The 19,977-nt window shown below is 71.6% G+C and carries 21 protein-coding genes; 13 read left to right on the top strand and 8 right to left on the bottom strand.

The genetic code is table 11. The features are described 5' to 3' along the window. Positions 1 to 3: 3 nt before the first annotated feature. A complete protein-coding gene (locus ACIBNE_RS34720; protein ID WP_399278828.1) occupies positions 4 to 702 on the bottom strand; it encodes a helix-turn-helix domain-containing protein in 699 nt (232 codons plus the stop codon). A 106-nt stretch (positions 703 to 808) separates the two neighbouring features. Here ACIBNE_RS34720 and ACIBNE_RS34715 point away from each other — a divergent pair, with 106 nt between their 5' ends. After that, a complete protein-coding gene (locus ACIBNE_RS34715; RefSeq protein ID WP_399278826.1) occupies positions 809 to 2,485 on the top strand; it encodes a methyltransferase in 1,677 nt (558 codons plus the stop codon). A gap of 381 nt (positions 2,486 to 2,866) precedes the next feature. On the opposite strand, the gene ACIBNE_RS34710 is transcribed toward ACIBNE_RS34715, so the two are convergent. Beyond that, complete coding sequence (locus ACIBNE_RS34710) at positions 2,867 to 3,730, bottom strand: NAD(P)H-binding protein (protein WP_399278824.1); 864 nt, start codon at positions 3,728 to 3,730, stop codon at positions 2,867 to 2,869. A 103-nt stretch (positions 3,731 to 3,833) separates the two neighbouring features. On the opposite strand from ACIBNE_RS34710, the gene ACIBNE_RS34705 reads away from it, so the two are divergent. Beyond that, complete coding sequence (locus ACIBNE_RS34705; protein WP_399278822.1) at positions 3,834 to 4,826, top strand: AraC family transcriptional regulator; 993 nt, start codon at positions 3,834 to 3,836, stop codon at positions 4,824 to 4,826. On the opposite strand, the gene ACIBNE_RS34700 is transcribed toward ACIBNE_RS34705, so the two are convergent. Further along, positions 4,747 to 5,058 carry an ArsR/SmtB family transcription factor gene (locus ACIBNE_RS34700; RefSeq protein WP_399278819.1) on the bottom strand — a complete coding sequence of 104 codons (312 nt, stop codon included), beginning with the start codon at positions 5,056 to 5,058 and terminating at the stop codon, positions 4,747 to 4,749. The two genes, ACIBNE_RS34705 and ACIBNE_RS34700, sit on opposite strands and share 80 nt — an antisense overlap. A gap of 113 nt (positions 5,059 to 5,171) precedes the next feature. Here ACIBNE_RS34700 and ACIBNE_RS34695 point away from each other — a divergent pair, with 113 nt between their 5' ends. Then, on the top strand, positions 5,172 to 6,140 hold the full coding sequence (locus tag ACIBNE_RS34695) for an alpha/beta fold hydrolase (protein ID WP_399278817.1): 969 nt from the start codon (positions 5,172 to 5,174) through the stop codon (positions 6,138 to 6,140). A 58-nt stretch (positions 6,141 to 6,198) separates the two neighbouring features. Here the strand turns inward: ACIBNE_RS34695 and ACIBNE_RS34690 are convergent, their stop codons facing one another. Together ACIBNE_RS34690 and ACIBNE_RS34685 are read right to left on the bottom strand one after the other, a co-directional pair. Next, on the bottom strand, positions 6,199 to 6,999 hold the full coding sequence (locus ACIBNE_RS34690) for an ArsR/SmtB family transcription factor (protein ID WP_399278815.1): 801 nt from the start codon (positions 6,997 to 6,999) through the stop codon (positions 6,199 to 6,201). A 105-nt stretch (positions 7,000 to 7,104) separates the two neighbouring features. After that, positions 7,105 to 7,935 (bottom strand): NAD(P)-dependent oxidoreductase, encoded by an 831-nt coding sequence (locus ACIBNE_RS34685; protein ID WP_399278935.1) that lies wholly within the window; start codon positions 7,933 to 7,935, stop codon positions 7,105 to 7,107. 448 nt (positions 7,936 to 8,383) lie between these two features. Between ACIBNE_RS34685 and ACIBNE_RS34680 the strand changes: the two genes are divergently transcribed. After that, complete coding sequence (locus tag ACIBNE_RS34680) at positions 8,384 to 8,647, top strand: hypothetical protein (RefSeq protein ID WP_399278813.1); 264 nt, start codon at positions 8,384 to 8,386, stop codon at positions 8,645 to 8,647. A gap of 106 nt (positions 8,648 to 8,753) precedes the next feature. Here the strand turns inward: ACIBNE_RS34680 and ACIBNE_RS34675 are convergent, their stop codons facing one another. Then, the gene (locus ACIBNE_RS34675; protein WP_399278811.1) at positions 8,754 to 10,010 is read right to left on the bottom strand and encodes a cytochrome P450; all 1,257 of its coding nucleotides are present in this window, start codon (positions 10,008 to 10,010) and stop codon (positions 8,754 to 8,756) included. Between the two features lie 111 nt (positions 10,011 to 10,121). After that, complete coding sequence (locus ACIBNE_RS34670) at positions 10,122 to 11,096, bottom strand: NAD-dependent epimerase/dehydratase family protein (RefSeq protein ID WP_399278809.1); 975 nt, start codon at positions 11,094 to 11,096, stop codon at positions 10,122 to 10,124. A 163-nt stretch (positions 11,097 to 11,259) separates the two neighbouring features. Here ACIBNE_RS34670 and ACIBNE_RS34665 point away from each other — a divergent pair, with 163 nt between their 5' ends. Then, positions 11,260 to 12,021: a glucose 1-dehydrogenase gene (locus ACIBNE_RS34665; protein WP_399278807.1), complete on the top strand. Its 762-nt coding sequence runs from the start codon at positions 11,260 to 11,262 to the stop codon at positions 12,019 to 12,021. A 106-nt stretch (positions 12,022 to 12,127) separates the two neighbouring features. Here the strand turns inward: ACIBNE_RS34665 and ACIBNE_RS34660 are convergent, their stop codons facing one another. Continuing rightward, positions 12,128 to 13,201, bottom strand: a complete 1,074-nt coding sequence (locus tag ACIBNE_RS34660; protein WP_399278805.1) for a ScbA/BarX family gamma-butyrolactone biosynthesis protein — start codon at positions 13,199 to 13,201, stop codon at positions 12,128 to 12,130. Between the two features lie 233 nt (positions 13,202 to 13,434). Here ACIBNE_RS34660 and ACIBNE_RS34655 point away from each other — a divergent pair, with 233 nt between their 5' ends. The 8 genes from ACIBNE_RS34655 (at position 13,435) to ACIBNE_RS34620 (ending at position 19,976) form a co-directional block, all read left to right on the top strand. Next, positions 13,435 to 14,079 carry a ScbR family autoregulator-binding transcription factor gene (locus ACIBNE_RS34655; protein WP_399278803.1) on the top strand — a complete coding sequence of 215 codons (645 nt, stop codon included), beginning with the start codon at positions 13,435 to 13,437 and terminating at the stop codon, positions 14,077 to 14,079. A gap of 141 nt (positions 14,080 to 14,220) precedes the next feature. Beyond that, positions 14,221 to 15,861: a class I adenylate-forming enzyme family protein gene (locus ACIBNE_RS34650; RefSeq protein WP_399278801.1), complete on the top strand. Its 1,641-nt coding sequence runs from the start codon at positions 14,221 to 14,223 to the stop codon at positions 15,859 to 15,861. Further along, complete coding sequence (locus tag ACIBNE_RS34645; protein WP_399278799.1) at positions 15,858 to 16,328, top strand: hypothetical protein; 471 nt, start codon at positions 15,858 to 15,860, stop codon at positions 16,326 to 16,328. The genes ACIBNE_RS34650 and ACIBNE_RS34645 overlap by 4 nt, the downstream gene beginning before the upstream one ends. A 125-nt stretch (positions 16,329 to 16,453) precedes the next feature. Continuing rightward, a complete protein-coding gene (locus ACIBNE_RS34640) occupies positions 16,454 to 16,768 on the top strand; it encodes a LysR family transcriptional regulator (RefSeq protein ID WP_399278797.1) in 315 nt (104 codons plus the stop codon). Positions 16,769 to 16,783: 15 nt separating this feature from the next. After that, positions 16,784 to 17,692, top strand: coding sequence for a LysR family transcriptional regulator (locus ACIBNE_RS34635; RefSeq protein ID WP_399278795.1), 909 nt, complete (start codon positions 16,784 to 16,786; stop codon positions 17,690 to 17,692). A 184-nt stretch (positions 17,693 to 17,876) separates the two neighbouring features. Continuing rightward, on the top strand, positions 17,877 to 18,221 hold the full coding sequence (locus ACIBNE_RS34630; RefSeq protein ID WP_399278793.1) for a hypothetical protein: 345 nt from the start codon (positions 17,877 to 17,879) through the stop codon (positions 18,219 to 18,221). Positions 18,222 to 18,253: 32 nt separating this feature from the next. Then, a complete protein-coding gene (locus tag ACIBNE_RS34625; protein ID WP_399278791.1) occupies positions 18,254 to 19,354 on the top strand; it encodes a hypothetical protein in 1,101 nt (366 codons plus the stop codon). Positions 19,355 to 19,439: 85 nt separating this feature from the next. Continuing rightward, the gene (locus tag ACIBNE_RS34620; RefSeq protein WP_399278789.1) at positions 19,440 to 19,976 is read left to right on the top strand and encodes a flavin reductase family protein; all 537 of its coding nucleotides are present in this window, start codon (positions 19,440 to 19,442) and stop codon (positions 19,974 to 19,976) included. The last annotated feature ends 1 nt before the right edge of the window (position 19,977 follow it).

Below are 19,977 nucleotides of genomic sequence, written 5' to 3'. Positions count from 1 at the left end.
GGTCTACGGGGCGGTGTCGGGCTTCGCGCGTACGTGCAGGCGCTCGCCCTGCGGGCCGAACAGGCTGAGCAGCTCCGCCGGACGGTCCCCGACGTTGTAGAACGCGTGCGGGACGCGCGTGTCGAACTCCGCCGCCTCGCCCGCCGTCAGCTCCAGGTCGTGCTCGCCGATCCGCAGGCGCACCCGGCCGTCCAGGACGTACAGCCACTCGTACCCCTCGTGGACCCGCTGGTCGGGCGGGCAGGACTCGTCCGCCTCGCCGGGCGGCAGGATCATCTTGAACGCGTGCAGCCCGCCCAGGTGGCGGGTGAGCGGCACGAAGGTGCGGCCGCCCCGCGCGAACGGCTTCGGGTGGATGCGCGGGTCGCCGGTGGTGGGCGCGCCGACCAGTTCGTCCAGCTGGACGCCGTGCGCCTTGGCGAGGGGGAGCAGCAGTTCGAGAGTGGGTTTGCGCTGGCCCGACTCCAGCCGGGAGAGCGTGCTCAGGGAGATGCCGGTGGCCTCGCTGAGCTGGGCGAGGGTGATCTCGCGCGTCAGGCGCAGGGCGCGCAGGCGGGGGCCGACCGACGTCAGGACGTCGGAGATCTCGGCCTCGGGCGTGGTGGCGCGCGTCGGGGCGGGCGCGATGGACCGGGGCGCGTGGGGTGTGTGGGGCTTCTTGGCGGGCTGGGCCTTCTTGGGGGGCTTCGGTGCTTCGCTCATGAACTCATTTGCCGGTTCGGCAACAAAGTTTGTCAAGCCGTGGAGTGCGGGCGCACCATCGCCAGCGATGACGGAACTGTACGGATTCAGTGGTGGAGGTGCGGTCATGAACGGCAAGACTGTCGACAGTGCTGGGGGCGGGATCGTGAGCGAGGACGCGGGTACGGGCGCGGGTGCGGGTACGGGGGTCTCGTACGACGTGGTGGTCGTCGGCGGCGGCGCCGCCGGGCTCAGCGGTGCGCTCACCCTCGCCCGCGCCCGGCGCCGCGTGCTCGTCGTCGACTCGGGCGAGCCGCGCAACGCCCCGGCCGCCCACATGCACGGCTACCTCGGCAGCGACGGGATCGACCCCGCGCTGCTGCTCGCCGCCGGGCGCGACGAGGTGAAGGCGTACGGCGGCGAACTCGTCCAGGGGCAGGTGGTGGACGTCGCCCGGGACGGGGAGAGCGGTGCCTTCCGCGTCGTGCTCGACGACGGGACCGTGCACACCGCCGCCCGGCTGCTCGTCACGACGGGCCTCGTGGACGTGCTGCCCGAGGTTCCCGGGCTCGCCGGACGGTGGGGACGGGACGTCCTCCACTGTCCGTACTGCCACGGGTACGAGGCGCGCGACGCGGCCGTCGGGGTGCTCGCCACCGGGCCCAGGTCCGTGCACCAGGCGCTGCTGTGGCGGCAGTGGAGCGCGGACGTGACGTTCTTCGCGCACACCTACGCGCACGCGCTCGCCGACGAGGAGCGCGAGCGGCTTGAGGCGCGCGGGATCGCCGTGGTGGAGGGCGAGGTGTCGGAGGTACTGGTCGAGGGCGACGCGGTGCGTGGCGTACGGCTGGGCGGTGCGGCACCGGAGGGTGCGGAGGGTACGGCGTCGGGCGGTGCGGAGGGCGGGGTGGTTCGGGAGTGCTCGGCGCTGGTCGTCGCGCCCGAGCTTCTCGCCCGGGACGGCTTCCTCGGTGCGCTCGGGATCGGCGGTGGCGGGACGGAACCGGTCGCCGTCGACGCGACCGGGGCGACGGAGGCCGCCGGGGTGTGGGCGGCGGGGAACGTCGTCAGCCCCCACGACCAGGTCCTCTCGGCCGCCGCCGCGGGGTCGAGGGCCGCGGCCGCGATCAACGCGGACCTGGTGGAGGAGGAGACCGCGCGGGCGGTCGCCCACCGCAGGGGTACGGAATTCTGGGACGGCTTCTACGGGGAGAAGGACCGGATCTGGAGCGGCAACCCGAACGTGGTGCTGGTGCGGGAGGCGGCCGGGCTCGCCCCTGGGCGGGCGCTCGACCTGGGCTGCGGCGAGGGCGCCGACGCGGTGTGGCTCGCCCGGCAGGGATGGCGGGTCACCGGCGTGGACATCTCCCGGGTCGCCCTCGAACGGGCCGCGGGGCACGCGGCCGACGCTGGGGAGGAGGTCGCCTCGCGGATCGACTGGCAGCGGCACGACCTCGCGGAGACGTTCCCCGAGGGGGAGTTCGACCTGGTGTCCGTGCAGTTCCTGCACTCCACCGTCGAGCTGCCGCGCGAGCGGATCCTGTACCGCGCGGCGCGGGCGGTGGCGGCCGGCGGTGTGCTGCTCATCGAGGGGCACGGCGGGTTCCCGTCCTGGGACGAGGAGGCTCGGGCCCGGCACGAGCACGTGCACTTCCCCACTCCGGAGGAGGTCGTCGAATCGCTGGAGCTTCCGGAGGGGGAGTGGGAGGTCGTGCTGAGCGAGGAGCACGAGCGGACCCAGAAGAACCGGGAGGGGGTTGAGGGGACCCGGATCGACAGCACGGTGTTGTTGCGGCGGCGATGAGGAGGTTTTGGGCGGGGGTGGGGCCCCGTTGCCCGGGGTGGGCGTTTTCGCCTGCGGCGGGCAAGTCCCCTCCCCGCCCCTTCCCGAAACCCTGCCGGGGGCTGGGTGGGTGGGGTGGGCGGGGTGGGTGGGGGTGGGGTTCTGGGGCGAGCCCGCTCGGGGTGGGTGGGTCGGTGCGGCGTGTGCCCCACTCTCGCGCAGTTCCCCGCGCCCCTATCGGGGCGCTCCTGTGCTCGCGCCCGCGCGGCGGAGCCGCACATCGGGTACAGCCCCGCGCCCCTATCGGGGCGCTCCTGTGCTCGCGCCCGCGCGGCGGAGCCGCACATCGGACACAGCCCCGCGCCCCTATCGGGGCGCAGCTGCGGGAGGTGTTGTTCGTTTCTACTGCCAGGCGTTTTCTGCTGCTGCCCTTGTTGCCCACTTCTTGAGTGGCGTCGCCTCGCGGTTCAGGATGTGGGGGATTCCTGTTGCCGGGGTCGTCGTGTGGCCCTTCCTGTGCAGGGCGAACAGGGCGTCCAGGGCCGATACCCACTCCTCGGGGACGCCCGCTTCCCGGAGTTCCGTGCGGTATTCCTCCGGGGTGAGTTCCACGTACTCCACCGTGCGGCCCGCCGCCTCCGCGACCGTTGCCGTCGCCTCGCGGAAGGTCAGGGCCTCGGGGCCCGACAGTTCGTACACCTGGCCCACGTGCCCCGCGTCGTCCGGTGCCGTGAGGATGGTCGCCGCCGCCTCCGCCAGGTCCTCCAGGTCGATGAACGCCTCCGGCACCTCGCCGATCGGCAGCGCCAGCCGGCCCTGGAGCACCGGTGTGTGCCACAGGTCCTCGGTGAAGTTCTGGAAGAAGTTGGTGGGCCGCAGGATCGTCCACTGGGCGCCCGAGCCGCGCACCGCCTCCTCCGCCGCCAGCATGCCCTCGCCGAAGCCCGAGCCGACCGCGTGCTCGATGCCCCGGCCCGACAGGGCGACGAAGCGCCGTACGCCCGCCTCGACGGCGCGGTTCACGAAGTCCCCTATGGGAGTCGGGTCTTCGGGGGCCACCAGGTAGACCGCGTCCGCTCCGTCGAGCGCCGGGCCCCAGGTCGTGCGGTCCGTCCAGTCGAACTTCACCTCGCCGGAGCGGGACGCCGCCCTGACGGTGACTCCCGCCTCGCGCAGGACCCGGGTGACGCGGCGGCCGCTCTTGCCCGTCGCGCCGAGGACGAGGACGTCGGAAGGGGTGTTGGGGGTGCTGTCGTTCGTTGTCATGGGGACATGACATCAAGGGGTGGTCAGGGGCGGCCATGGCCGTTTGTCCGCGGTGCATAGGCGATCGTCCGGGCCGCGGGTCGCGGCCGCATATCGTGACCGTATGGACGTGTTCGACGAGCTGTTGAGGGGCGTGCGCGGTACGGGGGCTGTGTTCGGACACTCCGTGCTGTGGCCGCCGTGGTCCCTGCGCTTCACCGACGAGGCGTATCTGACACTGTGCACACCGCTCCACGGGGAGGGGTGGATCGTTCCGGCCGGCGGGGAGCCCCGGTTCGTACGGGTCGGGGAAGTCGCGATCGTACGGGGGCCCCAGCCCTTCGTCTTCACCGACGATCCCGAAGGGCGCGGCGAATCGCTCGACGTGTCGTGCGCAGCGGACCGCGATGTCGACGCCCCGGCGGGTGCGACGGTGCTCCTCGCGGGTGCGTACGACGTACGGGCCGAGGCGCCGCAGCGGCTGCTGCGCGTGCTGCCGCCCGTCCTCGTGGTTCCGGAGGAACAGGACTGTTCGGCCGTGCGCGACTATCTGGAGATCCAGATAGCGGCGGCCAGGCCCGGCCGTCAGATCGTGCTCGACCGGCTGCTCGACTGGCTGCTGGTGTGCACGCTGCGCGACTGGTTCGACCGCCCCGAGGCACGTGCGCCGCAGTGGTACGCGGCCTACGGCGACGAGGTCGCGGGGCCCGCGCTGCGCGCCCTGCACGAGGATCCCGCGCATCCGTGGACGACCGCCGAACTGGCCGCGCGCGTCGGGGTGTCCAGGACCACGCTGGCGAAGCGGTTCACGGACCTGGTGGGGGAGGGGCCCGCCGCGTACCTCGCGGAGTGGCGCATGACCCTGGCCGCCGACCTGCTGCGCCGCCCCGAGCTGACGGTGGGCGCGGTGGCGCGCAGGGTCGGGTACGCGGACGCGTTCGGGTTCAGTGCCGCGTTCAAGCGGGTGCAGGGCATGAGCCCGACCGCCTACCGGAAGGAGACGGTCGAACAGTCCTCGGGCGCCGGGGAGCGGCTCCTCAGCGGCGGGACGGTTCCGCCAGGACCAGGGGGAGCAGCCCGGGGAAGCGGTTCTCCAGCTCGTCGCGGCGCAAGCTGATGTAGAGCTTGCGGCCCTCGGGGCGCTGCCGGATCACCCCTGCCTCGCGCAGCGCGCGCCAGTGGTGGGTGAGGCTCGACTTCGGCACGTCGGGCACGATCGCTCCGCAGAACAACTCCTCGTTCGCGGAGGCGAGTTCGCGCACGATCGCGAGGCGGACCGGGTGTCCGAGCGCGGCCATGACGTCGACGATCTCGATGTAGTTCAGGTCGGGATGGGGTGTTTCGGGCATGGGGCAACTGTACGCGCTCTTCGTACTTGACCAACTGTACGGAGATCTCGTACGGTCATGATCGTACGAGAAAGTCGTACGATCCTTTCGGGTTCTCGAAGTGAGGAACAGTCATGACCGATGCCCACGCCCTCTCGGACGCCGCACTCGCCCGCTCCCTGGACGGCGACTTCACCAGCCGGTACGCCGACGTCAACGGCGTGCGCCTGCACTACGTCGAAAGCGGTGGGAGCGGCGGGAGCGGAGGGAGCGGAGGCGGGGGCGAGGCCGGGGACCGGCAGCCGCTGATCCTGCTCGGCGGCTGGCCGCAGACCTGGTGGCAGTGGCACAAGGTGATGCCCGAACTCGCCCGCCACTACCGGGTGTTCGCCGTCGACCTGCGCGGCATGGGCGGCTCGTCCAAGCCGGAGTCCGGCTACGACAAGAGGACGATGGCCGAGGACGTCCACGCGCTCGTGCGCCACCTCGGCCTGGGGCCCGTGCACATCGCGGGCCACGACATCGGCGCGATGGTCGCGTACGCGTACGCCGCCAACCACCCCGATGCCGTCGGGCGCATCGCCCTGCTGGACGTGCCGCACCCCGACCCCAACTGGTCGTCGATGACACTGCTGCCGGGACCGAACCAGCACGTCGACGGGGACATCACCAGGGGCGCCGACGGCTATCTGTGGTGGTTCGCCCTCAACCAGGTGCGCGGGCTGCCCGAGGCGCTGCTGGACGGGCGGATGCGGCTGCTCGTCGACTGGCTCTTCGACCGCGAGGCCAAGGACCCCGCCTCGGTCGACGAGCGCTCGCGCGAGATCTACACGCGCGCCTACTCGACCGCCGACGCCGTCCGCGCGGGCAACGCCTGGTACCAGGAGTTCAACCAGGACATCGCCGACTTCGAGACGTACGAGCCGGTGTCGCTGCCGCTGCTCGGGCTGGGCTCGGAGGGCTCCAACCACGCGTTTCTGGCGGCGGTGCTCCCCGAGCACGGGACGGACGTGCGGCTGGTGCAGGTGAAGGGCTCGGGGCACTACCTCCCCGAGGAGCAGCCGGAGGCGGTGGTGGAGGAGCTGGTGGCGTTCCTGGGATGAGTCGCGAGGTGTTGTCCGCGGATTTGTTGTCCGCGGACAACAAATCCGCGGATGCGCGTCAGGCCGACTCGGGGAGCGCCTCGCCCGTCTCCAGCAGCGTCTTCATGCTGGACAACAGCGCGGGCCAGCCCTCGCTGATCATGGGCAGCATGGTGCTGTCGGGGACGAACCCCTCGTGCGTGACGGTCAGCTTCACGGTCGCGCCGAGCTGCTCGATCTCGAACGTCGCCCGCGTCCTGGGCTCGGCCGCGAGCCTGGTGCGCACCTCCTCGCCGATCCCGACCGCCTCGGCCCACTCGGGCGTGAAGGTGTGCCAGGTGTAGGAGAGGCGGCGGTACGGCTCCGCCTCCAGGACCGTCTGGTCGGGGTCGACGGTCCTGCGGTCGCCCTCCACCCAGACCATCGGGGATCCGGGGCGCCAATCGGTCTCGAAGGCCACGCCCCAGTACCGGCGGGTGAACGCCGGGTCGGTGAGCGCCTGCCAGAGCCGTTCGGGGGTGGTGTTGATGTGGGTCCTGTAGACGAAGACGGGGTTGCTGTCGGAGGACATGGGGGGTTGCTCCAATGCCGCTTTCAGGTCCGCGAGCGCATGTGCGCGCCCACGGTCGTACTGGTTGATCCACCGCTCGGCGATGGCGTTGATCGGCGCGGCGTTGAGGTGGTGCAGCTTCTCCCGCCCGCTGCGCGTCGTGACCACCAGATCGGCTGCCTCCAGCAGGGCCAGGTGCTTGCTGACCGCCTGCCGGGTCATGTCGAGACCGGCGCACAGCTCGCGCAGACTCTGGCCGTTCCTGGCGTTGAGGCTGTCCAGCAGGCGTCGCCTGCTGGGGTCCGCCAGTGCCTTGAAGACCTCGTCCATTCCGGTCCCGCCCTCCCCACCATGAAAATGCAACCTATTGGTTGCCTAATACGATAGGCAGCCAATAGGTTGCATGTCAAATGTCGGGCCCCCGGCTGACCGGTCTCAGCGCGGCTTCAGCAGTTCGTACAGCGCGGCGACGCTGTGCTCGGCGTGGCCCTCCGCCACCCCGCGCCGCAGAAGCTCGTGCATCGGCTCGTGCCAGCCGTAGTCGACGCCGGTCTCCTCGGCCAGCTCCTGGTCGTGGGCGATGGACTCGTGGAAGAGGCCGAGCGAGGAGAGCGGGTCCGTGTAGCTGCCCCGGTCGATCTCGTCGGCGTAGTGGGGGAGGAGCGAGATCACCATCTCCAGCCACTTCGCCGTGTACGGAACCAGCGTGCTCGCGTCCAGCCCGCGCTGCTTCACCATCGCGGCGGCCTGGAAGTAGCCGAGCAGTACGGGCAGCAGCGTCGTGCCCACCGCCGACTCGTACAGTGCCGCCAGGTCGGGCTCCGCGCCCAGGTGGCGGGTGTCGCCGCCCATCACCCGCAGCACCGCTTCGTACGTGTTGAACACCGCCTTGTCGCCGCTGTAGTACAGCAGCGTGTCCGGCAGGCCGACGGCCGTCGGCACGTTCTTGACGGCGCCGTCCAGGAAACGCGCACCGCTCTCCGCCGCCCAGGCCGCCGCCTCTCGCGCGCCCGACGGGGTGCCGCTGTTGAGCGTGACCAGGGTGCGGTCGGCCAGCGCGGCGCGGGCAGGGGCCAGGGCTTCGAACGTCGCCCGGTACGTGGTGAGGCAGGTGACGACCAGCGGGCTCGCGGCCACCGCGTCCTCGACGGCGGGCCGGAACACCGCACCCTTGGCGACGAGACGGTCGGCCTTGTGCGGAGTGCGGTTCCAGACGGTCGTGGGGTGACCGGCCGCGAGGTACGCGTCGGCGAGCGCGGCGCCCATGGAGCCGAGGCCGATCACGGTCACGGGAACGAGGGCGGAGGGAGCGGCGGCCGCGGGGGCCGCGGGGGCGGCGAGGACGGCGGGGACGGCGGGGACGGAGGCGGCGGAGGCGGCGGAGGCGGCGGAGGCGGTTTCGGGCATGGCGGAGTCCCTGAGAATGTGAGGCGGTCCGGGAGGACTCCATGCTCTGCGGCGGGCGCGCGCACGCTCAAGTACCGACAAAAAAGTGCGCACTTACCTCCAGGTCAGCATGTGAGTGCCGCACCGGCGCGCCGCACCGCCGTTCCGACGCGGACCCGCCGGAACGGGCGGCCCACGGGAAGTGACCCGGAGTGACGACGTCGGCCCGACGCCGGGCTTTACGCGTGCCGGGTAGATGAACGTCGTACTACAGTCGACGGAGAGGCTCGTAGAACTCATAGAGACTCGTAGAGAAAGGGGCACCGAGTTGGCCGGTCGAATTCGTCGAGTCCGTGACCCGGAAGCCGAGCGCGCCGCACTGGTCGCGGCGGTGGATCGGATGTTCGCCGGGGAGCCGCTGCGCTCCGAGGCGGGACAGCTGACGGTGGTGGCGCTGCTCGCCGAGTCCGGTGTGCGCAGAGACATCGCCTACCGGGCCCACAAGGGATTCCTGGAGGCGTTCCAGGCACGAGTGGCCGCCCACAGAGCGGCCCAGGCCGCTCAGGTGCCGGTGACGACCGGAGCTTCGTAGGCCGATTGCGGTGCCGCCGATTTGTTGTCCGCGGACAACAAATCGGCGGACATGAACGACCGGGCCCACCCCGCCCCCGCCCCCGCCCCACCCCGTCTCTGCCGCCTCAGCCCAGCAGCACCGGAATGGCCTGGTGGCCGTTGGAGACGAAGGACTCCAGGGGCTTCAGATGGGTCGAGGGGACTGCCAGGGACAGGTGGGGGAAGCGGGCGAAGAGCGCGGTGAGCGCTATGCGGGTTTCGCAGCGGGCCAGCTCCGCGCCCAGGCAGTAGTGCGTGCCGTAGCCGAGCGAGAGGTGTTCCCTGCGGGTGCTGCGGGTGATGTCGAAGGCGTCCGCGTCCGCGCCGTGCACCAGCGGGTCGCGGCCCGCCGACGAGTAGCTGAGGAGGATCGGCTCGCCCCGGAGCACGGTCAGGCCGGACGGCCGGTCGTGGATGTCGTCCGTCGCGTAGCGCAGCGGGATGTGGGCGATCGGGGCCTGGTGGCGCAGCGTCTCGTCCACGACGTCCGCCCAGGTGGACTGCGCCGTACGGACCAGGGCCAGCTGGTACGGGTGGGTGAGGACGTTGACCACGGCGTGCCCGAGCAGGTTCACCACGGTCTCGTGGCCCGCGCATATCAACAGGAGCAGGCTGTCGCGGAGTTCGTCCTCGGAGAGGCACCCGCCGTTCTCGTCGCACGTCCCGACCAGGGTGCTGGTGACGTCCGTGCCGGGTTCGGCGCGCTTGACCGCGATCAGCTCGTCGATGAGTGCGTAGGCCGTACGGGAGTTGGCGGCGGCCTGTTCCGTGGTCAGATCGGTGTCGAAGATCCCGTCGGCCGCCTCGCGGAACGCGTCGTGCATCGAGTCCGGCACGCCCAGCAGCACGCTCAGCACGTGCAGGGGCAGCCGCCAGATGAAGCGTTCGCGCAGGTCGACCGGTTCTCCGGGCGGGAGGTCGGCCAGCTCGTCGAGCAGCTGGTGGGCGATGCGCTCGACCTGCGGGGAGATGGCGCGCGCCCTGCGGGCGGTGAACGCGGCGCCGATCAGCCGCCGCAGCCGGGTGTGCTCGGCGCCGTACGAGGTCAGCGCGTTGCGCACGTCGACCCAGATGCGCAGCGGCCAGCTGTCGGGTATCTCGCCGCGGATGAAGTCCGGCCAGTGGCGGTACGCGTCCTTGGAGACCCGCGAGTCGATCAGCAGCCGCTTCGCCAGCGCGGTGTCGGTGACCGCCCAGGCGCGCACGTCCCCGGGCAGGGCGACGGGCGTCGCGGGGCCGCGGGCCCGCAACTCCCTGCCCTCCGCGTGGATGTCAGCCCCGGTGGCGTCGAGGACGTAGGGACACCTGGCGGTGCCGAGCTCGGGGCGAGGTGTGGTGTTCATGACTCTCCGATCCCGTGTGCCGTAGCCGTGCATGACTCTCCGATCCCGTGGATAGCGGTGCGCGGTGCACACCGGTAGACGCGTGCGTGTGGGGGCGGGGTGGGTGGAGCGTCAAGCCGGGTGGTCCGGCGGGAGGTGGCGGCGGTACCAGGGCAGCGCGTCCGCGAACCGCGCGCCGAACTCCTCGGCGGGGCAGGAGCCGAGAAGCTGCCACAGACGTGACGAGTCGTACCAGCGGTCGGTGGTGAGCGAGTCGAGTCTGCGCCGCCACACGGCCTCGTCGGGCCCGGCGCCCAGCAGTTCCAGGGCGTCGGCGGACCGGACGGAGCCCCGGGGCTGCGGCAGCGCGAGCCCGTGGGCGACGGCGGAGAGCAGTTCGCGGACCCGTACGGGCCTGGGGTGCGCCGCGTGCAGCGCGCTGCCCGACGGCAGGGCGGGGCGCCCCGCCAGCTCGGTCAGCGCCCAGGCGAGGTCGTCCACGTGGATGAGCGACAGCCTGGCGCGGGCGCCGTCCACCCAGTGCGGCACGGCGGTGAGCAGCCGCACCAGGGAGGGGACCACCCAGGTGTCGCCGGGGCCGAACACCAGGTGCGGGCGGACGACGACGCCGCCGGCCGCGAGGACCTGGCGCTCGCCTGCGAGCCGGGTGACGCTGGTGACGGAGGCCGGGCCGAAGGGCAGCTCGCCCTCGGCGGCGCCCCGGTGGACCCCGTCGCGGTACACCGCGGTGGTGCCCAGCTGCACGATCCGGGAGACCCCGGCGCGCGCGGCCTCCGCGAGCAGCGCGCGGGTGCCCGCGTCGTTGACCGTGCGGCACTCCTCCTGGTCACCGCCGATCAGCGAGGCCAGATGGAGCACGGTGTCCACGCCGTCGCAGATGCCGCGCAGCGTCGAGGGGTGCGCGAGGTCCCCGCGTACGGTCTCCACCGCCCCCGAGCGCACCAGCTCCTGCCGCACGCCCCGGCGGTGGAGCAGCACGCGCACCACCGGGTCTGCGTCGTCCCGTCCCGGTGCGGTGAGCCGGGCCACGACGCGCGATCCGACGAATCCGGTGGAGCCGATGACGAGAACGCGTCTCCTGGCCATGTGCTCGTCCCCTTCCGTGGGCGGTGGTCGTTTCTTCGTGGTGGCCCCGCTCCAGCGGCGATCGGCCAAGCCGTTCACCCCATCGGGGATCGCAATGGGATGGATCGAGACAAACTCGTTCCCGGAAGATCAACTGCAACTGTTCCTCCATTACGTTGCTGTCATGGCGACAGATCTTCTTGCGGGTAAACACGCCTTGATCACGGGAGCGAGCAGCGGCATCGGGGCCGCGGCCGCCCGGGTGTTCTGCAGAGAAGGAGCGGCCGTCACCCTCGTGGCACGTAGGGAGGAGCGCCTCGCCGAACTCTGTGCGGTGCTGCGGGCCGAGGGGCACGCGGCGGCGTACGTGGTCGCCGACGTCGCGCGCCGTACGGACGTCGAGCGGGCCGTGGACCGGGCAGTCGCGCACTTCGGGCCCCTGGACGCGGCGTTCAACAACGCGGGCACCGGCGGCCGTCAGACGCCGATGCACCTGATGACCGACGACGTCTACGACACGATCATGGACACCAATGTGCGCGGGGTGTGGAACTGCATGCGCCTGGAGATCGCGGCGATGCTCGGCCGCGGCGGCGCCATCGTGAACAACGCCAGCACGGCGGGGCTCGTCGCCACTCCCGTCGCCGCCCCCTACACCGCCTCCAAGCACGCCGTCCTGGGTCTGACCAAGGCGGCGGCCGCGGAGTACACGGCGCACGGGATCCGGGTCAACGCGGTGGCGCCGGGTACGACGCGCAGCGAGCTGGTCGAGGAGTGGCTCGACCAGGACCCCGTGATGGAGCAGCAGTTGCTCGCGTCGGCGCTGATGCCCCGTACCGCCGCTTCGGAGGAGATCGCCGAAGCGGCGGCGTGGCTGTGCAGCGATCGCGCCTCATTCGTGGTGGGCGCGACGATGCCGGTGGACGGCGGATGGACCGTCCGGTGAGCCGGGTGCCTGCGACGTACCCGAGCACTGTTCGGGGTGGGGGCGGGCGCGGCCCGTGCGGCGGCCCGGGAGCCGTCGTACGGGCGGTCCGCGGTGGCGGTCCTGTTCAGCCGGCGGTGGGGTCGCCGTCGAACTGGGCCGTGAAGAGCGAGTTGCCGTCCTGGAGGCCGGTGACCCGCAGGCCGCCGTCCCCCGTGGGCTGCGCCTCGATCCGGATCGGCACGCCGAACTCCGCGTAGCGCGTGAAGGAGAGTTCGGACGAGCCGGGTACGAAGGGGGCGCGCAGGGCGAGCGACTGGGCCGCCTGGTGGGCCGCCTCGACCAGGACCATGCCGGGTATGTGGTCGTTGGCGTGGTCGAAGAGCGAGGGGTTGCTGGTGTCGGCGCGCAGCAACCACTGCCCTTCGCACTCGCCGGGCGACAGGACGACGTCCCGGTGCTCCTTGCGGCAGACCGAGGCCGGTTCCACCGCCGTGGGCAGGTCCTGGGGGAGCGGCGCGGGCAGGTCGAGCGGCACGGCGCCGCCGCGCATCCTGCGGTAGGCCGCGGGGGACATCAGGGAGTAGCGGGTGCTGCCCGCGGCCACGATCCGCTCGCCCCTGCGGAGCACCATCTGGAGCGTGACCTCGCCGGGGGAGCCGCCGCGCATGCGCAGGTCCGTGACCTGCACCTCGACGTCGATCATCGCGTCGGTGCCGCCGGTCAGCAGCCGCCTGGGCCAGGCGCGGTGGCGCAGGTCCCACATGACGAAGTGGTGTCCCGTGGGCACGCCGAGCTCGGCGTACGAGAGCAGGAGACCGCACTGCCTGATGGTCTCCAGGATCAACTGGGAGGAGTAGCGGCCCTCTTGCGGGCCGAAGTAGCGGTGCTTGAGCGGCCAGCGGACGCCGACCGTGAACTTCGTGTCGCTGTGGCGTTCCCACCCGACGGGCAGCACGTCGGCCGCGCGGGTGCGGTTGACCAGGGACTTCTCCACCGGCGGGCGGAGCCGCTCGGCGGGTATCTCGACCGGTATCTCGACCGCTATGTCGAGGGGTATGTCGAGGGGCATGGCGAGTGGAACGGCGCCCGGGAGGTCCACCGGGGCGCCCAGCGGAGCGTCCAGCGTGATCACAGCAGGCTCCTCCGTCGTCGCGGAGCGTAATTGCTGCGGAAGCACGGCGTGGGTGTGCAGGGTCATGTCTCCCCCTCCGAGAGGCCGCCTGAATCGGCCTCAGAAGAACCACTGACGACTGAACAACTCATGTGCGGGTGTTGTGCGCATGGAGCATGACGGTCTTCGTGCTCTGGCCGTCTTGACGGGGCAGGCAGTAAGATACGTGCTTGCGGGTTTGTTATTCAATGGCAACCCTGTCATTGCACGGTAAAGCCGCCCGCGGGGCGGCGGTGGGCAGGATGGGAGTGGGAGTCCGCATGGCACAGCAGGAGCGTGCGGTCAGGACCAGGCAGGCGATCCTGGAAGCGGCGGGGGCGGTCTTCGCGGAGCGGGGTTACGGCTCCGCGCGGATCTCCGACGTCTACAAGCGGGCCGGGATGACGAAGGGCGCGTTCTATTTCCACTTCACCTCCAAGGAGCAGCTGGCCCAGGAGGTCCTCGACGGGCAGGTGTCGCAGCAGACGACCTATCTGCCGCTGTACCCCCGGGAGGTGAAGCTCCAGGAGCTCGTGGACTCCGCCCTGCTCGTGGCCCACAGGCTCACCTTCGACAGCCTCTTGCAGGGCAGCATCCGGCTCTCCGTGGACCAGGGCAGCGTGCTCGACAGGCGCCGTCCCTACCGGTCGTGGATCGACTTCCAGGTGGCCGTGCTGACGGAGGCGCAGGAGCGGGGCGAGCTGTTGCCCGGGGTGGACATCGAGGTGACGGCCGAGGTGCTGGTCGGTGCCTTCTCCGGGGTGCAGCTTCTGGCGGAGGTGATGACGGGGCGGACCAACGTGGAGGAGCGGATCGCCGATCTCTATCGGGTGATGATGGCGTCCCTCGCCGTTCCCGAGGTCTTCGCCAGGCTCGACATCTCCCCCGACCTGGGCAAGCGGTTGATGGCCGAGGGTCTTGCCTGACGGTCCGTCAACTCACCTGTGGGCATCGGATCTTCCGATGCCCATTGATAACAGGCACTCGGGTTTGTTTATATCGAGTGGGCTCCCAGCGGGAGCCGCGGACAGCGGACAACGGGTGGCCCTAGCCGAGGGAGCAGTCACATGATCAAACTTGACGACATCCGGCGTCATGCGGCGGGCGACCCGGACCGGATCGCCCTCGCTGCCGGTGGGGCGAGCCTGACCTGGCGGGCGCTCGCCGACGTCGTCGAGGGCGCGGCGGCCGGCCTCGTGCCCGCGCTGCCGTCCGACCGCCCCGCCCGCGCCGTGCTCCTCACCTCGGAGAGCGGCTGGGAGGCCGTGGTCGCACTGGCCGCCTGCGCCACCCTCGGCATCCCCTGCGCCCCGCTCGACCCCGGCCTCGGCGAGGCCGAGCTGGGGCGGCTGCTCGGCCGGATCGAGCCCTGCGCCGTCTTCGTCGGCGGCGGGGCGGGACGGCTGCTGGAGCGCTGCGCCTGGCCGGGCGGCGACGGGGTGTTACGCGTCTTCCTCGACGAGGAGTCCGCCACCGACCGCAAGCCCGCGCCGTCCGCGCGGCAGCCCGTCACCTTCGCCTGCCTCCAGGCGGCCGAGCCCGTCGGGCAGCTGCCGCCGCCGCAGCCGTACGAGTCCCTGAGCCTCGCCCCCTGCGGGGAGACGAACCGGATCGCCGTACGGAAGACCTCCACCGAGGGACGCCAACTCATCGACCTGGTCGACGAGTTCGGCTTCGACGCCGACGACGTGCACCTCTTCGCCGCACCGCTGTGGGAGCCCGTCGCGCTCGGCCTGGCCCGCGCGCACCTGGCCCTCGGCGCCACGGTGGTCCTCGCCCCCCACGACGACCCGGCCGGTCTGGCCCGCGCCATCGGGGACGAGCAGATCACCACCGCGGTCGTCGCGCCCGACACGCTCACCGCGCTGCTCGCCGGGCCCGCGGGCAGGCCGGTCGCCGAGTCCGCGCGGCTGCGCTGCGTGCTGACCCTCGGCCGCCACCTGGGCCGCTGGGTCGTCAACACCGCCTGGGAGCGCCTCGGGCCGGTGCTGCACCTGGTGCACGGCACGGCGGAGACCGGGCTCAACACCGTGCTGACGCCGGAGGAGTCGCTGGTCGCGCCGCTGCGCTCGGGGCGGCCCACGCTCGGCAACACCTTCCTGGTCGTCGGCGACGACGGCGAACCGCTGCCCGAGGGACAGGCCGGCAGGATCGCGCTCGCGGGCTACCGGCTGATGGACCACTACCTCGACGGGGACGCCGAACTGCCCCGCGTCGAGGTCGGGTCGGCCGGGTCCGCGCGGGGCGGCGGGGCGGGGGAGCGGGAGCCCTTCCGGCTCACCGGCGAACTCGGCCGCATCGACGAGCGCGGGCGCCTGGTCGTCACGGGCCGCACCGCCGAGGTGGTCGCGCTCGCCCGCGACTCGGACGCCGACACCGCGCTGTTCCGGCTGGAGTCGGACCTGCTGAACCTGCCGTGCCTGCGGGACACCGCCGTGATGCGGGTCGACCTGCCCGAGCTGGGCGACGCCCTCGTGGTGCCGTTCATCGCGGTCGCGGTCGGCCGCGAGGTGACCGGGCGCGCCGCGCTGACGGCCGCCTGCGCCCGCCGGGTGCCCTTCCTGCCCGCGCACGTGATCCCGGTCGACACCATCCCGTACAGCCCGACGGGCCGCATCGACACCGCCGAGCTGCTGGAATCGGTGCTGCCGATCATCACGCTCAACCTCCAGTTGGAGAAGGCCGTCCAGCAGGAGGTGTCGGCATGAGCTGGTACGCGAACGAAGGGTACGAAGAGCACGGAGAGTACGGGGGGTACGGAGGGTACGGGGAGCACGAGCCGTACGGCCCCGGGGGCGACGGGATCGACGAGGGGCGGTTCGGCGGCGCCGAAGGCGGCCCCGGCGGCCTCGAAGACGGGTTCTTCGCCCTGGAGCGCGAGATCCTGGAGCTGCCCTGCGTCCGCGAGAGCGCCGTCCTGCTGACCTCCCTGCCCGACCTGGGGGAGACGGTCCTGGTGGCGTTCGTACCGCTCGACCCCGACCAGGAGGCGGCCGGGCGGCGCGCCGTCCTGGCGGCCTGTCAGCGCCTGCTGCCCTGGGTGTTCGCCCACGCGCTGGCGACCGACGAGATACCCCGCAGCGCCACGGGGAGCGTACGGGCCCCGGCGCTGCTCGACCGGCTGCTGCCGCAGATCGCCCGCGACCTGATGTCCCCCGTGGCCATGTCCGACTGACGATCCCCCTCCGCGCGGAAGTTCCGCGCGGAGGTCTGCCGCAAGAACATACCCGCTTGCGGGTTTGTATTCATAGGACACGTACAGGGCCGAGCGGCCCAGGAGCCGCAGGAAGGAGCCGCGACATGCAGCTGCAGCAGCTGCGCGCGTTCTGCGAAGTGGCGAGGGAGCAGAGCTTCACCCGGGCCGCGCGCAACCTCCACTACGCGCAGTCGAGCGTCACCGCCCAGATCCAGAACCTCGAAGTCACCGTGGGCGTACCGCTCTTCCACCGCGGCGGACGTCACGTGACGCTCACCGAAGGCGGTCACAGCCTGCTGCCGTACGCCGAACGCATCATCGAGGTCGCCGAGGAGGCCCGCAGGCGGGTCACCGAGGCCCCGCGGGCGCCCGAGCGCCGCGCACCCCGCCCGTATCCCACCCCCAGCCGCGCGGCCTGACCCGCGGAGGAACCCATGGACATCCGGCAGCTCACCACGTTCCAACGGGTCGCCACCCTGCTCAGCTTCACCAGGGCCGCGGCCGAGCTCAACTACGCCCAGTCCAGCGTCACCGGGCAGATCAAGAGCCTGGAGAACTCGCTGGGCGTCCTGCTCTTCGACCGACTCGCGGGCGGCATCAGGCTGACCCCGGCCGGGCTGCGCCTGCTGCCCTACGCCGAACGGCTGATCGCGCTCGCCGAGGAGGCGCGCGGCGTGGCGGGCGGCCAGGGCCTCTCGGGAACACTGACCATCGGCACCACGGAGAGCGTCATCTCCTACCGGCTGCCGCCCGTCCTGGAGTTCTTCCACCGGCGCTTCCCCCGGCTGCGCGTCGTGGTCAGGGACGGCAACTGCCTGGACACCCTGCACGGGCTGCGCCAGGGCACGCTCGACATCGGGCTGCTCACCGTGCCCGACACCGACCACGCGGGGCTGCACACGGCCGTCCTGGGCCCCGAACCGCTCGTGGTGGCCGCCGCGCCCACGCACCCGCTCGCGACGGCCGGCCCGATCGGGCTCGACCAGCTCGGCCAGGTGCCCGCGCTCGCCCCCGACGGCGGCTGCCGCTGCTACCGGGAGCTGTTCGAGTCGACCCTGTGCGAGCACGGCACGACCCCGTCCCTGGTCCGCGGATTCGGCAACATAGAGTCCACGAAGCAGGGCGTGGCCGCCGGGCTCGGCGTGGGGCTGCTGCCCGCCGCGGCGGTGGCGTCCGAGATCGCCGACAAGTCGCTGGTCGCCCTCGACTGGCAGCCGCCCTTCGAGCTCTTCGCCCAACTCGTGTGGCGCCGCGGCCAGGGACTGCCCAGGGAGCACCAGGTCCTCGTGGACCACACCATCGCCTTCATGACCTCGGAACAGCCCCGGCTGGTCGCCGCATAACCCCGGCGGACCGCCGCACAGCCGGTGCCCGATTCCCGCGAACAGCGCCATCATCAATTCCCAATCGGGCTGTCCGATTTCCCGATTCGCCGAGGCCAATGGGGTATTCATTGACCTCGCGGCGGCCCGTCTGGTCGACTGAAACCCGTTGAGAAACGGGCCTGAGACGAGGAGACGAGTTGTCATGTCGGACCCCGCAGCCACCAGGCCGGCGAAGGAACTTCTCGAACGGCTCTATGCCGACGACACCGAGCGCGACGCGGATTTCGACGCCACCGGGGATCCCGTGCTCATGCGGTTGCGGGACGCCTGCGACACGGGCGACGAAGCACTCCGGATGTTGATGTCCAACCTCGCGTTCACCAAGTTCACCGGCGACACGGACGAGGCGGCCAAGGTCGCGGCGGCCCTCGGCGCGATCATGCAGTACATGGTCAACGAGGTGCTCGACGGACTTCCGACCACCACCGTCGCCGATCTGCGCGACGCGGCCGACGCCGCCGGCTGGGACATAGAGATCCTCGGCTGAACGGCACATTCAGGCACGGGGAGAGGGATATCGTGAGCGAGCAATTCTCCATAGGCCAGCTCGGCTGGCAGGAAAACGCGCGGACCGGGGCGGGAAACTCATCGTGCGCCGCCTACTTCCCCGGACCGCGCCCGGCCGCACTCGTCTTCCACGGCGAACGTGAATTCAGCTACGGACACTACGGAATTCACCTCGGCCAGGCCGACGTCCTCACCTTCATGGGCCCGGCGCAGCAGCGGATCACCGGCACCTTCATCGACTGCCGCGCCGGGTCGCCCACCGCGGGCACCCTGGAGCGGCGGGAGTTCACCCCGTCCGTACGCCGTGCGCTGCGCATCCCGCCTGGCGTGGCGCACACCTTCGAGGGCCTGGAGCACGTCCACACGCTCAACACGTACGAGCTGTACCTGCCCGAGCCCGAGGAATGGGTGCACGGGGAGCTCCAGTGGCGGCCCGACGCGGACATCATCAACGTCCCGTTCGGCGTCAAGCGCGACGAACTCCCGTACTTCACGCCCAATCCCCACCCGGCGGGCGCGCTCTGGTACGAGATCGTCGCCGCCAGGCAGCGCGAGATGATTCCCAGGCTCGCCCACGCCTACCCGCTCACCCGCGAGCTGCGGTTCGACGACGGCGACGTCCGGCGCATCGAGTTCCGCCGCAGGCTCGACCGGGTCCAGGCGGCGGGCGGGGACGGCTGGCAGCCCGTCGAGGGCATCGACGGCGTCGGCTGGGGGAGCCACCCGGTCGTGCGCAGCGGCCCGCACTCGGGCCTCAGCGCGCTCCTGGACCCCGAGCCGATGTACGTGGCCGACCACTCGGCCAACGCCCCCGAACACCGGGCCCACCGCGTCCACCTCGGCCAGGAGGACCGGCTCACCTTCCTCGGCCCGAGCCACCACCGGGTGACGGCACACCTCCTCGACACCCGGCCGGATTCACCCACGTACGGCATCGAGACCACCCACGTCTTCGGTCCCGACCCCGAGCGCTACCTGCTGCTGCCCCCGGGCGTCGGCCACTTCTTCGAGCACCCGGAGCCGGTGCACACCGTCAACCGGCCCCACGTGCTCTCCCGCACGCCGGACGCACCGCACGTGTCGTTCGAGCGGGCTTTCGAGTCCATCCAGTAGCTCTCCGCACCTCCGCACTCCAGGACCTCCTGTGTCCCAGCAGACCTCTGCTCTCTCCACCGTCCCACTCTTGGAAGGAACCACCATGGGCCAGCACGAAACGGCGGACTCGGCGGACCGCGACGAGGCCGCCGCGGAGCTCCAGATGCCCCGCACCATGCGTCACTTCGAGGCGGGCACCTGCGTCGTCACCACCTACCGGCAGGGCGAGGACGGGCGGCGCGAGGTCGTCACCGCCGACTCGGTCACCTCGCTCGCGCTGGAGCCGCCGCTGGTGTGGCTGAGCTTCCGCAGCACCTCGGACTTCCTCGCCGACCTGATGAAGTCCCGGGTCTGGGGGATATCGATCCTCGACACCGAGAGCCCGCAGGACGCGCAGGAGAACGACAACGTCGAGTGGATGGTCTGCCGCTACCGGGACCACCTCCCGGCCGGTGAGCAGATCATGGTCGTCGGCGAGATCACCGTGTCCGGCCAGCACGAGCTGCACACCCCGCTGCCCGTCCCGAACGCCGTGCGCCGCACGGACGAGGAGCGGCAGGACGAGGAGCAGCGCCAGAACCGTCAGGACCGGCAGGACGGCCAGTCGCGGGACGAGCGCTCGCAGACACAGCGGGTGTGAT

The sequence above is a fragment of the Streptomyces sp. NPDC050504 genome (genome assembly GCF_044458065.1).
Taxonomy (GTDB): Bacteria; Actinomycetota; Actinomycetes; order Streptomycetales; family Streptomycetaceae; genus Streptomyces.
The sequence above is the reverse complement of the archived record's forward strand: the minus strand, read 5'-3'. Positions and strand labels throughout refer to the sequence as shown.

Bases quoted from the DNA above. Each gene is read 5' to 3' on its own strand.
- ACIBNE_RS34720 (WP_399278828.1), bottom strand. From the start codon at position 702: ATGAGCGAAGCACCGAAGCCCCCCAAGAAGGCCCAGCCCGCCAAGAAG.
- ACIBNE_RS34715 (WP_399278826.1), top strand. From the start codon at position 809: ATGAACGGCAAGACTGTCGACAGTGCTGGGGGCGGGATCGTGAGCGAG.
- ACIBNE_RS34710 (WP_399278824.1), bottom strand. From the start codon at position 3,730: ATGACAACGAACGACAGCACCCCCAACACCCCTTCCGACGTCCTCGTC.
- ACIBNE_RS34705 (WP_399278822.1), top strand. From the start codon at position 3,834: ATGGACGTGTTCGACGAGCTGTTGAGGGGCGTGCGCGGTACGGGGGCT.
- ACIBNE_RS34700 (WP_399278819.1), bottom strand. From the start codon at position 5,058: ATGCCCGAAACACCCCATCCCGACCTGAACTACATCGAGATCGTCGAC.
- ACIBNE_RS34695 (WP_399278817.1), top strand. From the start codon at position 5,172: ATGACCGATGCCCACGCCCTCTCGGACGCCGCACTCGCCCGCTCCCTG.
- ACIBNE_RS34690 (WP_399278815.1), bottom strand. From the start codon at position 6,999: ATGGACGAGGTCTTCAAGGCACTGGCGGACCCCAGCAGGCGACGCCTG.
- ACIBNE_RS34685 (WP_399278935.1), bottom strand. From the start codon at position 7,935: ATGGGCGCCGCGCTCGCCGACGCGTACCTCGCGGCCGGTCACCCCACG.
- ACIBNE_RS34675 (WP_399278811.1), bottom strand. From the start codon at position 10,010: ATGAACACCACACCTCGCCCCGAGCTCGGCACCGCCAGGTGTCCCTAC.
- ACIBNE_RS34670 (WP_399278809.1), bottom strand. From the start codon at position 11,096: ATGGCCAGGAGACGCGTTCTCGTCATCGGCTCCACCGGATTCGTCGGA.
- ACIBNE_RS34665 (WP_399278807.1), top strand. From the start codon at position 11,260: ATGGCGACAGATCTTCTTGCGGGTAAACACGCCTTGATCACGGGAGCG.
- ACIBNE_RS34660 (WP_399278805.1), bottom strand. From the start codon at position 13,201: ATGACCCTGCACACCCACGCCGTGCTTCCGCAGCAATTACGCTCCGCG.
- ACIBNE_RS34655 (WP_399278803.1), top strand. From the start codon at position 13,435: ATGGCACAGCAGGAGCGTGCGGTCAGGACCAGGCAGGCGATCCTGGAA.
- ACIBNE_RS34650 (WP_399278801.1), top strand. From the start codon at position 14,221: ATGATCAAACTTGACGACATCCGGCGTCATGCGGCGGGCGACCCGGAC.
- ACIBNE_RS34645 (WP_399278799.1), top strand. From the start codon at position 15,858: ATGAGCTGGTACGCGAACGAAGGGTACGAAGAGCACGGAGAGTACGGG.
- ACIBNE_RS34640 (WP_399278797.1), top strand. From the start codon at position 16,454: ATGCAGCTGCAGCAGCTGCGCGCGTTCTGCGAAGTGGCGAGGGAGCAG.
- ACIBNE_RS34635 (WP_399278795.1), top strand. From the start codon at position 16,784: ATGGACATCCGGCAGCTCACCACGTTCCAACGGGTCGCCACCCTGCTC.
- ACIBNE_RS34630 (WP_399278793.1), top strand. From the start codon at position 17,877: ATGTCGGACCCCGCAGCCACCAGGCCGGCGAAGGAACTTCTCGAACGG.
- ACIBNE_RS34620 (WP_399278789.1), top strand. From the start codon at position 19,440: ATGGGCCAGCACGAAACGGCGGACTCGGCGGACCGCGACGAGGCCGCC.